Annotated in this window: 12 protein-coding genes; 10 read left to right on the forward strand and 2 right to left on the reverse strand. The window is 63.7% G+C overall.

Annotated elements, in window-relative coordinates; genetic code table 11:
* The first annotated feature begins 128 nt into the window (after positions 1-128).
* The 3 genes from DOD19_RS05465 to DOD19_RS05475 are packed head-to-tail and all read left to right on the forward strand — an operon-like array spanning position 129 to position 1,738.
* Positions 129-752, forward strand: a complete 624-nt coding sequence (locus tag DOD19_RS05465; RefSeq protein ID WP_239497967.1) for a DUF2589 domain-containing protein — start codon at positions 129-131, stop codon at positions 750-752.
* Entirely contained in the window at positions 742-1,194 is a 453-nt protein-coding gene (locus DOD19_RS05470; RefSeq protein ID WP_012762196.1) for a lysozyme, read from the forward strand. Before DOD19_RS05465 ends, DOD19_RS05470 begins: the two co-directional genes overlap by 11 nt.
* A gap of 34 nt (positions 1,195-1,228) precedes the next feature.
* On the forward strand, positions 1,229-1,738 hold the full coding sequence (locus DOD19_RS05475; protein ID WP_112184468.1) for a hypothetical protein: 510 nt from the start codon (positions 1,229-1,231) through the stop codon (positions 1,736-1,738).
* 17 nt (positions 1,739-1,755) lie between these two features.
* Here the strand turns inward: DOD19_RS05475 and rnhA are convergent, their stop codons facing one another.
* Positions 1,756-2,202: a ribonuclease HI gene (rnhA, locus tag DOD19_RS05480; RefSeq protein WP_024975424.1), complete on the reverse strand. Its 447-nt coding sequence runs from the start codon at positions 2,200-2,202 to the stop codon at positions 1,756-1,758.
* A gap of 40 nt (positions 2,203-2,242) precedes the next feature.
* Positions 2,243-3,148, reverse strand: a complete 906-nt coding sequence (locus DOD19_RS05485; protein WP_200869022.1) for a class I SAM-dependent methyltransferase — start codon at positions 3,146-3,148, stop codon at positions 2,243-2,245.
* Here DOD19_RS05485 and gloB point away from each other — a divergent pair.
* The 7 genes from gloB to greA all read left to right on the forward strand — a co-directional run bounded on the left by gloB (position 3,147) and on the right by greA (position 13,839).
* Positions 3,147-3,986 carry a hydroxyacylglutathione hydrolase gene (gene gloB, locus DOD19_RS05490; RefSeq protein WP_112184470.1) on the forward strand — a complete coding sequence of 280 codons (840 nt, stop codon included), beginning with the start codon at positions 3,147-3,149 and terminating at the stop codon, positions 3,984-3,986. The genes DOD19_RS05485 and gloB overlap by 2 nt on opposite strands.
* 138 nt (positions 3,987-4,124) lie before the next feature.
* Positions 4,125-5,675, forward strand: a complete 1,551-nt coding sequence (locus tag DOD19_RS05495) for a transglycosylase SLT domain-containing protein (protein WP_024975427.1) — start codon at positions 4,125-4,127, stop codon at positions 5,673-5,675.
* Between the two features lie 145 nt (positions 5,676-5,820).
* Positions 5,821-7,722 (forward strand): propionate--CoA ligase, encoded by a 1,902-nt coding sequence (gene prpE / locus DOD19_RS05500; protein WP_112184472.1) that lies wholly within the window; start codon positions 5,821-5,823, stop codon positions 7,720-7,722.
* A gap of 346 nt (positions 7,723-8,068) precedes the next feature.
* Positions 8,069-9,205: a glutamine-hydrolyzing carbamoyl-phosphate synthase small subunit gene (gene carA / locus DOD19_RS05505; protein ID WP_024975429.1), complete on the forward strand. Its 1,137-nt coding sequence runs from the start codon at positions 8,069-8,071 to the stop codon at positions 9,203-9,205.
* Positions 9,206-9,226: 21 nt separating this feature from the next.
* The gene (gene leuE, locus DOD19_RS05510; protein WP_024975430.1) at positions 9,227-9,901 is read left to right on the forward strand and encodes a leucine efflux protein LeuE; all 675 of its coding nucleotides are present in this window, start codon (positions 9,227-9,229) and stop codon (positions 9,899-9,901) included.
* Between the two features lie 16 nt (positions 9,902-9,917).
* Positions 9,918-13,163: a carbamoyl-phosphate synthase large subunit gene (carB, locus tag DOD19_RS05515; protein WP_024975431.1), complete on the forward strand. Its 3,246-nt coding sequence runs from the start codon at positions 9,918-9,920 to the stop codon at positions 13,161-13,163.
* A 199-nt stretch (positions 13,164-13,362) separates the two neighbouring features.
* Positions 13,363-13,839, forward strand: a complete 477-nt coding sequence (gene greA / locus DOD19_RS05520; protein ID WP_024975432.1) for a transcription elongation factor GreA — start codon at positions 13,363-13,365, stop codon at positions 13,837-13,839.
* The last annotated feature ends 6 nt before the right edge of the window (positions 13,840-13,845 follow it).

Consider the following 13,845-nt stretch of genomic DNA (forward strand, 5'->3'; position numbering starts at 1 on the left):
GGCGTGATGATGACCGTGCGTCGTCAGCGCCCGCAACACCACCAGCGCCGTCCGCCAGCGCGCCATCAGCGCCACCTGTGGCAGCGCAGCCCGCTGGGCCTTCCGATGCCGCGCCGTTTCCAGAGACTGTGTCCGATGCGCCTCCGCCGTCGCCACCAGGTTCGTCGCCGCCGGGCGGCGGCACCGGTGGTGGCAGCAACAGCCACGGTCATCCGGGCTTGAATGGCCTGACGCTCGACGACATCACGCGCGGCATGCAGCACGCCGCCGCTTCTGCCAACCAGATGCTTGCGCAGCAATACACCGCGCTGCTCGACCAGTTTTTTGATGCCGACGAGAGCGGCACGCTGGTCGCCCGCGAGGTGGAGCTTGCGCTCGACAGCCAGCACCGGCTTGCGCTGCCGCTGGTCTCGCTGGCGATGCCGCGCGGCATCGCGCTCGATGAGATGACGGTGAACATGACCGTGCGCAGCGACATCGCCGAGGCCCTGCCTTTACACGGTGCAGCCGCGGGCGGCGTTGGCCGGTTCTACGTCTCGCTTGCACCGCATTCCAAACGGGATACGGGCCGCGACAGCGAGCACATCGACATCGAGATGAAATTCACGGCGCTGCAGCCGCCAGAAGCCGTGATGCGGCTGATCGACGAATACACGAATCGGCTGGTGCCAAGGCCCGTGCAGCCGAATGCCGGCGGTTCCGATGGCCCCGACACCCCCACCACGCCCCAGGAGAAGAGCGATGAGCACTGAGCACAACCCGCGCACCACCGGCGAGCGAGGCCTCGCGCTGATCAAGGAATCGGAAGGGCTGCGTCTGTCGACGTATCTGGATGCGGTCGGCAAGCCGACCATCGGTTACGGCCACCTGATTCGCCCCGGCGAGACCTTCAACGGTCCGATCTCGCAGCAGCAGGCGGAAGCGCTGCTGCGCAAAGACCTTGCTGACACCGAACAAGGCATTGCCAAAGCCGTGCGCGTGTCGATCACGCAGGGTCAGTTCGACGCGCTGGCGTCCTTCGTCTTCAACCTGGGAGCAGGGCGGCTGCGCTCGTCAACGCTGCTGCGCAAGCTCAACGCCGGCGACTACGCCGGCGCGGCCAACCAATTCCTGCTGTGGGACAAGGCAGGCGGCAAGCCGCTCAAGGGGCTGACGAAGCGTCGTCAGGCCGAACGCAAGTTGTTCCTGTCCTGATTCACAACCACGTTATTTCACCGGAGAAGCTCGCATGCATACCGAACCGATGTCCGTGATTCCGACCACCCGTCCGCGCCGTCTGTATCGTGCATTGACGTGGCTTGCCGCCGCAGCCGTGGCGATCGGCGTGTCCTACGCCCGCGCGGCCGAGAATGTTGCGCCAAGCTGCACGGCGGAGACGCAGCGTATCCGCAGCGAACTCGGAAACCAGGATCTGCCGATTTTCAATGAGCAAGCTGGGCGTTACCTCGCCGACGCGTTGAATCAGCTCTACGCTTACGGCACGCTGCCCAACCGCTACGTGCCAGAGCGCCAGGCCAACTGGGAGCCGGGCGCAAATCGCCCCGTCATGATGCAGAAGCGCAGCATCGGCGGTGACTTATGGGCGCAGACCGGCCTGTTGCAGGCCGATATCGACGATGGTCTTTCCAAGCGCGGCCCGTTGCGATTGATCTATGCGCAGGATGGCAAGCCGCAGTACATCACGACCACCGCTGCGAATGCGCCGCAGATCCCGACGCAGCGCTGCGCGGGCAAGTGAGCGAGCGTTCGGCCGCGTCAGGCGCTTGCCTGGCGCGCCATCTCGACGCCCTTGTTGGCCAGCGCATCGGCGCGCTCGTTGCCGGGGTGGCCGGCATGGCCCTTGACCCAATGCCAGCTCACGTCATGTCCGACGACGAGTTCGTCGAGCGTGCGCCAGAGGTCGTCGTTCTTGACCGGCTTCTTGTCAGCCGTCTTCCAGCCGCGCGCCTTCCAGCCGGCCAACCATTCGCTGATGCCTTTCTGCACGTACTGCGAATCGGTGTACACCTGCACCCGGCATGGCCGCTTGAGCGCGCGGAACGCCTCGATCACTGCCATCAGCTCCATACGGTTGTTGGTGGTCAGCGCTTCGCCGCCGAAGAGTTCTTTTTCATGGCTGCCCGAGACGAGCACGGTGCCCCAGCCGCCAAGGCCGGGGTTGCCCTTGCATGCGCCATCGGAATAGACGGTGACTTCCTGCATTGAGAAAACGATGGGTGATCAGTGAGTGGAACGGGCGCGATCAGGCGCCCGATTTGCCGTCACGCGCTGTGGCCGACGGCGCCTTGGTCGAATGCGAGCCCGAAGGCGTCGCGACCGGCGTACCGGCCGGCACCAGTGACGGCGACTTACGCGTCTTCCATGCCGGACCGACCAGGCGCATGGTGCGCACGCGCTTGACAGCTTGCAGCATGTAAACCGCGCCGAAGATCGGCCACCAGCGGTCGCCGGCCTTCTCCATGAAGGCGGTGCGCTGCAGCCATTTGTCCGAGCGATTGGGCGGACAGTAGCAGCCGAAACGGCCGCGCACGATATCAAATCCGAGCAGCTTGAGCCAGTCTTTCAGGCGCGTGAACGCAATCATCTGGCTCTGCGCAGGCAGGAACGATTCCGTGCCCAGGCGGCGCATGCCCTGGCGCATGCCCCACAAACTCAGTGGGTTGAAGCCGGTGATGACCAGACGCCCCTCAGGCATCAGCACGCGCGCCACTTCGCGCAGCACTTCATGCGGGTCATCCGTGAACTCCAGCACGTGGGGCAGCGCGACGAGGTCGATGCTCTGCGAAGCGAAGGGCAGTTCGTCATAGCGGCAGATCACGCGGGGTGTGGCCTGGCGCTGTGGTGTGCTGGTGTCGGGCTCCCCGTCGGCCGCATCGGCGGATTCGGCGGGGTCGCCGTCCATCGGGTCGAGCGTTTCAGTGGGGGCCGTCGGGTCGATGTCGTCCACCACACGCGCGATCAGCGGGATGCGGTTCTCGCGCAGCGCCCCAAAACCAGGGTGGCCGAGCTGCAGCGCGTGATAGCCGAACATGTCGGCCACCGTGCGATCGAACTGGGCCTGTTCCCAGCGCAGGACGTATTGCCCGGGCGGTGAAGCGAGCCAGTGGTGCCAATCTATAATGCGACGATCGTTAGAGGAGTCGGACATGGTCCAGGGTGGTGTGCCGCGTGGTGTAGCGCTTGAGGTGGAGGCGATCGCTGCGTTTACCGACAATTATATTTGGGCACTACACGATGGCCGTGTGGCTGCTGTCGTCGACCCGGGCGACGCGCAACCGGTGCTGCGCTTCCTGAAGGAGCGCGGGCTTACGCTCGGTGCCATTGTAATCACACATCATCATGGCGATCACGTCGGCGGGGTGCGCGAACTGCTCGCCGCGTATCCGGAGAATCCCGAGGGTGTGCCGCTGCCGGTCATCGGCCCAGCGGGTGAATCGATCCCGGGCCGCACGCAGGCCGTGCGTGAAGGCGATGTCGTTACGCTCACGCAGCCGGCCGCAACATTCCGGGTGATCGATGTGCCGGGTCATACCAGCGGTCACGTCGCCTATGTGGGGCACCTTCAGGGTAATGCCGCATCGGCGAGCCTGTTTTGTGGCGATACACTCTTCGCCACCGGTTGCGGCCGGCTTTTTGAGGGTACGCCTGCGCAGATGCGCGCGTCGCTGGCCAAGCTGGCGGCGCTGGCGCCCGATACGCGTGTCTACTGCGCGCATGAATACACTGCATCGAATGTGCGCTTTGCGCGTGCAGTCGAACCTGGCAACGCCGACTTGGCAGCCTGGGAGGATGAGGTAACGGCGTTGCGGGCCGAGGGCCGCTCGACTGTACCCACTACCATTGGCCACGAGCGGGCGACCAATCCCTTCATGCGATCGGATGACGGCAATGTGACGCATGCCGTGGCACGCCATGCCGGAATCGACGCCGACGATCCGGTTACTGTATTCGCCGCGTTGCGCCAGTGGAAGAACGATTTCCGTTGAGAATGCTCGGCGCGCGGCGATGACGCGGCCAGATGTGATGTATCCAGCAGGCACCCCGCCGGGTGAACGCGGGTTGACGCGGTCGGATGCGTTTCTTACTATCTGGGGCAATTTTTAGCCCTAACCTCATAGAACTTGATGCGATCCGTGCGACTTCTTGCGGCAACTGTGCTCAGTCTGCTCCTTGCGGCCTGTGCAACGGCCCCCGGGCCGAGCGCCGACACAGCCAGCACCAGCGCCTCCACCGGCACCGGCCAAGCCGCTGCGCCGGTCGTCAATGTCGATCAGCAGCCCGTGGGGGCCCTGAAAGGGCCGGCCAAGGATCTCTGGGCGCGCATTCGCCAGGGTTTCTCCATGCCCGACCTGCAAAGCTCGGCAGTGGACGATCGTACCGACTGGTATGCGCAGCGCCCCGACGCCTTCCGCCGTATGGTGGATCGCTCCAACCGCTACCTGTATCACATCGTCGAAGAGCTGGAGCGGCGCAACATGCCCACCGAGCTCGCCCTGCTGCCCTTCGTGGAAAGTGCGTTCAACCCGCAGGCTGTATCGAGCGCCAAGGCCGCGGGAATGTGGCAGTTCATCCCGAGCACTGGCAGGACCTACAACCTCAAGCAGAACGTCTTCCAGGACGAGCGGCGCGATGTGCTTGCCTCGACCGATGCTGCGCTTGACTATCTTTCCAAGCTGCACGACCAGTTTGGCGACTGGCAACTCGCGCTGGCTGCCTACAACTGGGGCGAAGGTGCCGTTGCGCGGGCGATTGCGCGCAACCAGGCAGCCGGCCTGTCGACCGATTACGTCAACCTGAACATGCCGGCCGAGACGCGCATGTACGTGCCCAAACTCCAGGCGGTGAAGAACATCATCGCCAACCCGGAGCGCTACGGCGTCACGCTGCCTGAGATTCCCAATCATCCATACTTCGTCACCGTCACAACGTCACGCGATATTGATGTGACGCTGGCCGCCAAGCTGGCCAACCTGCCGATGGATGAGTTCAAGGCGCTCAACCCATCGTTCAACCGGCCGGTGATCCTTGGTGCGTCCAACCCCCAGATCCTGCTGCCGTACGACAACGCCGAAACGTTCCAGTACAACCTGAACACGTATCGCGGTGGCCTTTCCAGCTGGACGGCCGTGACGGTCGGCAACCGTGAGCGCGTGGAGGCGTTGGCGGCGCGGCTGAAGGTTGATCCCGATACCATTCGCGAGATCAACCGCATTCCGAAAGGCATGCGCTTGAAGGCCGGCTCCACCGTGGTCGTACCGCGTGCCGACGGCGCCCAGGAAAACGCACCCGACATCAGCCCCGAATTGGCTGAGAACGCCACCATGGCGGTCGAACCCGACATGCCGGATCTCAGAAAGGTGGTGGTGCGCGCGGGCAAGCGCGACACGGTTGCGGGTCTGTCGCGGCGCTACGGCGTGTCTGTTGCCCAGATTCGTGCGTGGAACCAGTTGCCTGGCGACGCCATCCCCAAGGGTCACAGCGTCGTGCTGATGCTGCCGCAAGCGCGCGGTGGCAGTCGCGGCGGCCACGTGCGCGTGATGCGCGTCTCGGCTACGACATCGCGCGCCACGGCGGCAACCACGCGCGTGCCGACTGCGAAGGTGGCCGGCAAGCCGGTGGTCAAGGCTAAACCGGTGGCAAGCTCATCGAGTTCGGCCAAGCGCAAGAAGCGCTGAGTCTGGCGAGAGAAACGGCGTCCTGCGGGGCGCCGTTTTGTTTTGGGGCGGCGGTAAGACCTGCGTAAGTTGGCGACCGCAAAGTAGGTGCATCCGAGCACAATCAAGATCGAGCCATCGCACACGATGGCCAGGAGACAACGTCATGCCCATGTCCGCCGCGTATCGCGCGCTGTATCAGCGCTCCATTGACGACCCCGCTGGCTTTTGGGGCGAGCAGGCCCAGCGCATCGAGTGGCAAACGCCGTATTCGGCAGTCCTCGACGATTCGCGCTTGCCGTTCGCCAAGTGGTTCGTGGGCGGACGCACCAACCTCTGCCACAACGCCGTCGACCGGCATCTCGCCACGCGTGGCGAGCAAGCGGCGCTGGTGTATATCTCCACCGAAACCGGCCTGGAGACCACGTACACGTATCGCCAGCTCCATCGCGAAGTCAACCGCATGGCGGCGAGCCTGCAGGCGCTGGGTGTCAAACGTGGCGATCGCGTGCTGATTTACCTGCCGATGATTCCCGAAGCCGCGTTTGCCATGCTGGCCTGTGCGCGCATCGGCGCGATCCATTCGGTGGTGTTCGGTGGCTTCGCATCCAACAGTCTCGCCACGCGCATCGACGACGCCACGCCGCGCGTGATCGTCAGTGCGGATGCAGGCTCGCGAGCGGGCAAGGTGGTCGAATACAAACCGTTGCTTGACGCGGCGATTGACTTGGCCGCGCACAAGCCTGAGCGCGTGTTGCTCGTCGATCGCAAACTCGCGCCCATGCGGCACAACCCGCGCGACGCTGATTACGCAACGCTCGCGGCAGAGCACGCGAATGCCGATGTGCCGTGCGAATGGATGGAGTCGAGCGAGCCCTCGTACATCCTCTACACCTCGGGTACGACTGGCAAACCGAAAGGCGTCCAGCGCGACACCGGCGGCTATGCGGTGGCACTGGCGGCGTCGATGCCGCTCATTTTTGGTACGCAGCCCGGCGACACGATGTTTACAGCATCGGATGTCGGCTGGGTGGTGGGACACAGCTACATCGTTTATGCGCCGCTGCTCGCGGGCCTGACGACGGTCATGTACGAAGGCACGCCAATCCGCCCCGACGGCGCGGTCTGGTGGCGCATCGTCGAGCAATACCGCGTGAATGTGATGTTCACCGCGCCCACTGCCATTCGCGTGCTCAAGAAGCAGGATCCGGCGCTACTGCAGCGACATGATCTGTCGAGTCTGCGGCGCCTGTTCCTTGCTGGCGAGCCGCTGGACGAGCCCACCGCCAGCTGGATCGGCGAGGCGTTGCACAAGCCCATCGTCGACAACTACTGGCAGACCGAGACCGGCTGGCCGATGTTGGCCATTCCGCAAGGGGTCGAGCCTTCCGAGCAAAAGCTCGGCTCGCCGGGCTTCCCGGTCTACGGCTACAAGCTCGACATTTTGGATGAGGCGACCGGAGAGCCATGCGCACCGGGCGAGAAAGGGCTTCTCGCCGTCGCCGCGCCGCTGCCGCCGGGCTGCATGACCACCGTCTGGGGCGACGATGCCCGTTTCCTGCAGACCTACTGGTCCGCCTTTCCTGGCCGGCACATCTATTCGAGCTTCGACTGGGGCGTGCGTGACGAGGAGGGCTACGTGACCATCCTGGGCCGCACCGACGATGTCATCAACGTGGCGGGCCACCGCCTCGGCACACGCGAGATCGAAGAGAGCCTCTCGTCGCATCCCGCTATCGCCGAAGTGGCGGTAGTGGGCGTGGCCGATCAACTCAAAGGGCAGGTGGCGATGGGGTTTGCCATCGTGCGCGATGCTTCGCGCATTGCCGAGCCGGCAGGGCGCTTGGCTCTGGAGGGCGAGTTGATGCGTACGGTCGAGGTGCAACTCGGTGCGGTGGCACGGCCCTCGCGCGTGTTCTTTGTCGGGGCGCTGCCGAAAACGCGCTCCGGAAAACTGCTGCGCCGCGCGATGCAGGCCGTAGCGGAAGGGCGGGACCCCGGCGATCTGACCACCATCGAAGACCCCACGGCACTGGCTCAGGTGCAGGCTGCCATGCGAGGTGAGTAGGGCACTCCGAACGTGACGTTCTCGCCAGTGTGGAGCTGGGTGTAAGGGCATGGCGGGAGGTCACAATTCGGGCGGCACTCGACGTTAAGTCCTTCCTTTCATTGAGTTTTTTGCGGCGCCCGGGTATACTTGTTGGGTTTGAGTTCAGAAACCCATCACCCTAGCGCCAACCGCTTCCTACCTCCCGCCTACCGCCCCGTCTGCCTCGTTTCTCGGTGATTTCTGGTGAGTTCTGCCCAGTTTCCGATTCTCGGCGCGCAAACGGCCCGGATTCCGCCCAGCCGGAATTCCGCTTCGGCGCCAAGGTGATCAGGTCGGCACAGGGTGAATCCAGCAGGAGCTACCCGTGTTGCCGTCTTTCCCGCCCGCCATCCTCGCGCTTGCAGACGGCACGGTCTTTCGTGGCTATTCCATCGGTGCGGCCGGTCATACGATCGGCGAAGTGGTGTTCAACACCGCCATCACCGGCTATCAGGAAATCCTTACCGATCCGAGCTACTCGCGCCAGATCGTCACGCTCACGTATCCGCATATCGGTAACGTTGGCGTGAACCGTGAGGACGTCGAAGCTACGAAAGTCCATGCCGCCGGCCTCATCATCAAGGATCTGCCGATCCTCGCATCCAACTTCCGCAAGGAGCACTCGCTCTCGCATTACCTCAAGGGTGAGAAGGTCGTCGCCATTGCCGGAATCGATACCCGCAAGTTGACCCGGATCCTGCGCGAGAAGGGCGCCCAGAATGGTTGCATTCTCGCCGGCGAAGACAACGTGCAGAAGGCCATCGACCTCGCGCGTTCGTTCCCGGGCCTGTCGGGCATGGATCTGGCGAAGGTCGTGTCCGTGACCGAGCCGTACGAGTGGACCCAGACCGAATGGGCGCTGGGCAGCGGCTACGGCAAGCAGGAAGCCCCGAAGTATCACGTGGTCGCGTATGACTTCGGTGTCAAGTTCAACATCCTGCGCATGCTGGCCGAGCGCGGCTGCCGCGTGACGGTGGTGCCTGCGCAAACCAGCGCGGCCGACGTGCTGGCGCATAACCCGGACGGCGTGTTCCTCTCCAACGGCCCGGGCGATCCGGAGCCGTGCGACTACGCTATCGCTGCCGCCAAGGAGTTCCTGGAGCGTCGCCTCCCGACTTTCGGCATCTGTCTGGGTCACCAGATCATGGGTCTGGCCGTGGGCGCCAAGACGCTCAAGATGAAGACCGGCCACCACGGCGCCAATCACCCCGTCAAGGATCTGCAGGATGGCCGCGTGGTCATCACCTCGCAGAACCACGGCTTTGCAGTGGACCCGGAGTCGCTGCCAGCCAACGCGCGCGTGACGCACGTTTCGCTGTTCGACGGCACGCTGCAGGGCTTCGAGCTGACCGACCGTCCGGCGTTCTGCTTCCAAGGTCACCCGGAAGCGTCGCCCGGTCCGCACGACATCGCGTATCTGTTTGACCGCTTCACCGCGGCGATGGACGCAGCCAAGCAGTAAAGCAAACGAGATCGCATCGCCATGAACGCTTTCATGCTCGCCCACTTCGGCATCACCGAGTTCTGGACCTTCCTGCTCGGCACGATCTTCATCGTGCTGCTGCCGGGGCCGAACTCGATGTACGTGCTGTCGGTGGCGGCCCGCCGCGGTGTGCGCGCGGGCTACCAGGGCGCGTGTGGCGTGTTTCTGGGCGATGCCATCCTGATGGTGTTGTCGGCAGCAGGCGTGGCTTCGCTGTTGAAGGCGAGTCCGGCGCTGTTCTACGTCGTGAAGTACGTTGGTGCGGCGTATCTGGCGTGGATCGGCCTGCAGATGCTGCGTGGCGCGGTGCGCAATTGGCGCGCGCGCAAGGCCGGCGGGTCTGTCGAACAAAGCGCGGCTCCGGCCGACGAATCGCATCCGTTCAAGAAAGCGCTGGTCATCAGCCTGCTGAACCCGAAGGCGATCTTGTTCTTCATCTCGTTCTTCATCCAGTTCGTCGATCCGCATTACGCGCTGCCGGTGGTGTCGTTCGTCGTGCTTGGGCTGGTCTGCCAGATCTGCAGCTTCCTGTACCTGACCACCATCATCTTCGTGGGCGCGCGGCTGGCCGCGGCGTTCCGCGCGCGACGACGTTTGTCTGCGGGTATGAGCAGCGGCGTCGGCGCCATGTTTATCGGCTTTTCCGCCAAGCTGGCGACGGCCACACTGAATTAATCGAATCGAGCGGGTTATGCCAAAACGTACAGATATCAAAACCATCCTGATCATCGGCGCGGGTCCGATCATCATCGGCCAGGCGTGTGAATTCGATTACTCCGGCGCGCAGGCTTGCAAGGCGCTCCGTGAAGAAGGCTTCAAGGTGGTCCTGGTCAACAGCAACCCGGCCACGATCATGACCGACCCGAACACGGCCGATGTGACCTACATCGAGCCGATCACCTGGGAAGTGGTCGAGCGCATCATTGCCAAGGAGCGTCCGGATGCGATCCTGCCGACCATGGGCGGCCAGACCGCGCTGAACTGCGCGCTGGACCTGCATCGCCATGGCGTGCTGAAGAAGTACAACGTCGAGCTGATCGGCGCATCGCCCGAGGCGATCGACAAGGCTGAAGACCGTCAGAAGTTCAAAGACGCGATGACCAAGATCGGTCTGGGCTCGGCCAAGTCGGGCATTGCGCATTCGATGGATGAAGCCGTGGCCGTGCAGTCGCAAATCGCCAAGGAAACCGGCACGAGCGGCTACCCGATCGTGATCCGTCCGTCGTTCACGCTGGGCGGCACGGGCGGCGGCATCGCCTACAACCGCGAAGAATTCGAAGAGATCTGCAAGCGCGGTCTCGACCTCTCGCCGACCAACGAGCTGCTGATCGAAGAATCGCTGCTCGGCTGGAAGGAATACGAGATGGAAGTCGTGCGCGACAAGGCCGACAACTGCATCATCGTCTGCTCGATCGAAAACCTGGACCCGATGGGCATCCACACCGGTGACTCCATCACCGTGGCCCCGGCACAGACGCTGACGGATAAGGAATACCAGATCCTGCGTAACGCCTCGCTGGCCGTGCTGCGCGAGATCGGCGTGGATACCGGCGGCTCGAACGTGCAGTTCTCGATCAATCCGCAGGACGGTCGGATGATCGTGATCGAGATGAACCCGCGTGTGTCGCGTTCGTCGGCGCTGGCTTCGAAGGCGACCGGTTTCCCGATCGCCAAGGTTGCTGCCAAGCTGGCCGTGGGTTACACGCTGGACGAGTTGAAGAACGAGATTACCGGTGGCGCGACCCCGGCGTCGTTCGAGCCGTCGATCGACTACGTGGTCACCAAGGTGCCGCGTTTCGCGTTCGAGAAATTCCCGCAGGCCGACAGCCACCTGACCACGCAGATGAAGTCCGTGGGCGAGGTGATGGCCATGGGCCGTACCTTCCAGGAATCGTTCCAGAAGGCGCTGCGCGGCCTGGAAGTCGGCGTGGATGGCCTGGACGAAAAGTCCACCGACCGCGACGAGATCATCGAAGAGATCGGCGAAGCCGGTCCGGACCGCATCTGGTACCTGGGCGATGCATTCCGCCTGGGCCTGTCGATCGACGAGGTCTACTCCGAGACCGCCGTTGACCCGTGGTTCCTCGCGCAGATCGAAGACATCGTCAAGACCGAAGCGCTGGTCAAGGCCCGCACGCTGGATAGCCTGTCGGCTGCCGAGCTGCGTCTGCTCAAGCAGAAGGGCTTCTCCGACCGCCGCCTTGCCAAGCTGATGAAGACGACTTCCAAGGCCGTGCGTGAGAAGCGTATCGCCGAGAAGGTCCGTCCGGTCTACAAGCGCGTGGACACCTGCGCTGCCGAATTCGCCACCAACACCGCGTATCTGTACTCGACCTATGAGGCCGAGCACGGCGAGTGCGAAGCCGAGCCGACCAGCAACAAGAAGATCATGGTTCTGGGCGGTGGCCCGAACCGGATCGGCCAAGGCATCGAGTTCGACTACTGCTGCGTGCACGCTGCGCTGGCGCTGCGCGAAGACGGGTACGAGACCATCATGGTCAACTGCAACCCGGAAACCGTATCGACCGATTACGACACCTCCGACCGCCTGTACTTCGAGCCGGTCACGCTGGAAGACGTGCTCGAGATCGTCGACAAGGAGAAGCCGGTCGGCGTGATCGTGCAATACGGCGGACAGACGCCGCTGAAGCTCGCGCTGGATCTGGAAGCCAATGGCGTGCCCATCATCGGCACGTCCCCGGACATGATCGATGCGGCCGAAGACCGTGAGCGCTTCCAGAAGCTGCTGCACGAGCTGGGTCTGCGTCAGCCGCCCAACCGCACCGCACGTGCGGAAGACGAAGCACTGAAGCTGGCCGAAGAAATCGGCTACCCGCTGGTGGTGCGTCCGTCGTACGTGCTGGGCGGTCGCGCGATGGAAATCGTGCATGAGCCGCGCGACCTCGAGCGCTACATGCGCGAGGCTGTGAAGGTATCGAACGACAGCCCCGTGCTGCTCGATCGCTTCCTGAACGACGCCATCGAATGCGACGTGGATTGTCTGTCTGACGGCAAGCGCGTGTTCATCGGCGGCGTGATGGAGCACATCGAGCAGGCCGGCGTGCACTCGGGCGACTCGGCTTGCTCTCTGCCGCCGTATTCGCTGTCGCAAGCCACCGTTGATGAACTCAAGCGCCAGACTGCTGCGATGGCCAAGGCGCTGAACGTGGTTGGTCTGATGAACGTGCAGTTCGCGATCCAGCAGAGGGACGGCGAGGACATCGTCTACGTGCTGGAAGTGAACCCGCGCGCTTCGCGTACGGTGCCGTATGTTTCGAAGGCGACCGGTGTCTCGTTGGCCAAGGTTGCGGCTCGCTGCATGGCAGGTCAGTCGCTGGATTCGCAAGGCATCGAGAAGGAAGTCGTGCCGGCGTACTACAGCGTCAAGGAGGCTGTGTTCCCGTTCAACAAGTTCCCGGGGGTCGACCCGGTGCTTGGACCGGAAATGCGCTCCACCGGCGAAGTGATGGGCGTTGGCAAGACCTTTGGCGAGGCGCTCTTCAAGAGCCAGCTGGCCGCCGGTTCGCGCCTGCCCGAGAAGGGCACCGTGCTGATGACGGTCAAGGACAGCGACAAGCCGCAAGCCGTGGAAGTGGCCCGTGCGCTGCATACGCTGGGCTACCCGATCGTGGCAACGCGCGGTACGGCCTCGGCCATTGAGGCCGCCGGCATTCCGGTGCGCGTGGTGAACAAGGTGAAGGACGGCCGTCCGCACATTGTCGACATGATCAAGAACAGCGAGATCGCACTCGTCTTCACGACCGTCGACGAGACGCGCGCTGCGATTGCTGACTCGCGTTCCATCCGCCAGGCAGCATTGGCTCAGCGTGTGACCTACTACACGACCATTGCCGGTGCTCGTGCCGCGGTGGAAGGTCTGAAGCACATGCAGCACCTCGACGTGTATGACCTGCAGGGCCTGCACGCGACCCTGTAAGTAAGCCCATCGTCAGGGCCCGCGACGCGGCATAGCGTCGCGGCGACCGCACGGAGAGGGGGCAGTTGCCGCCTCCGGACGGTTCGCCTAAACTAGAGCGTCCGTGTCAAAACAACGACAGCCGCCGTCAGGCGGGTGTGCGCTACGCGCCCTCCCGCTTCGCAGCGGCTGATTTTTTTGTGATTCCGAAATACTTACGATGAGCACCATTCCGATTACCAAGCGCGGTGCCGAGATGCTGAAAGACGAACTCCAACGTCTGAAGACCAAGGAGCGTCCGGCCGTCGTCAACGCTATCGCCGAGGCGCGTGCCCAGGGCGATCTGTCCGAAAACGCCGACTATGATGCCGCCAAGGAGCGCCAGGGCTTCATCGAAGGCCGTATCCAGGAAATCGAAGGCAAGCTGTCCGCCGCGCAGATCATCGATCCGGCTTCGCTGGATGCCGACGGTCGCATCGTTTTTGGCGCAACCATTGACCTGGAAGATTTGGATTCGGGCAAGCCCGTCACGTACCAGATCGTCGGCGATGACGAAGCCGATCTGGAAACCGGCAAGATCTCGATCAGCTCGCCGATCGCCCGTGCGTTGATCGGCAAGTTCGAAGGCGACGTCGCCACCGTGGTTGCCCCGGGCGGCGAACGCGAGTACGAAGTCCTGGCCGTCAAGTACCTCTAACCCGAT

This window comes from Ralstonia sp. GX3-BWBA (assembly GCF_003290055.1).
Lineage (GTDB): Bacteria > Pseudomonadota > Gammaproteobacteria > Burkholderiales > Burkholderiaceae > Ralstonia > Ralstonia holmesii.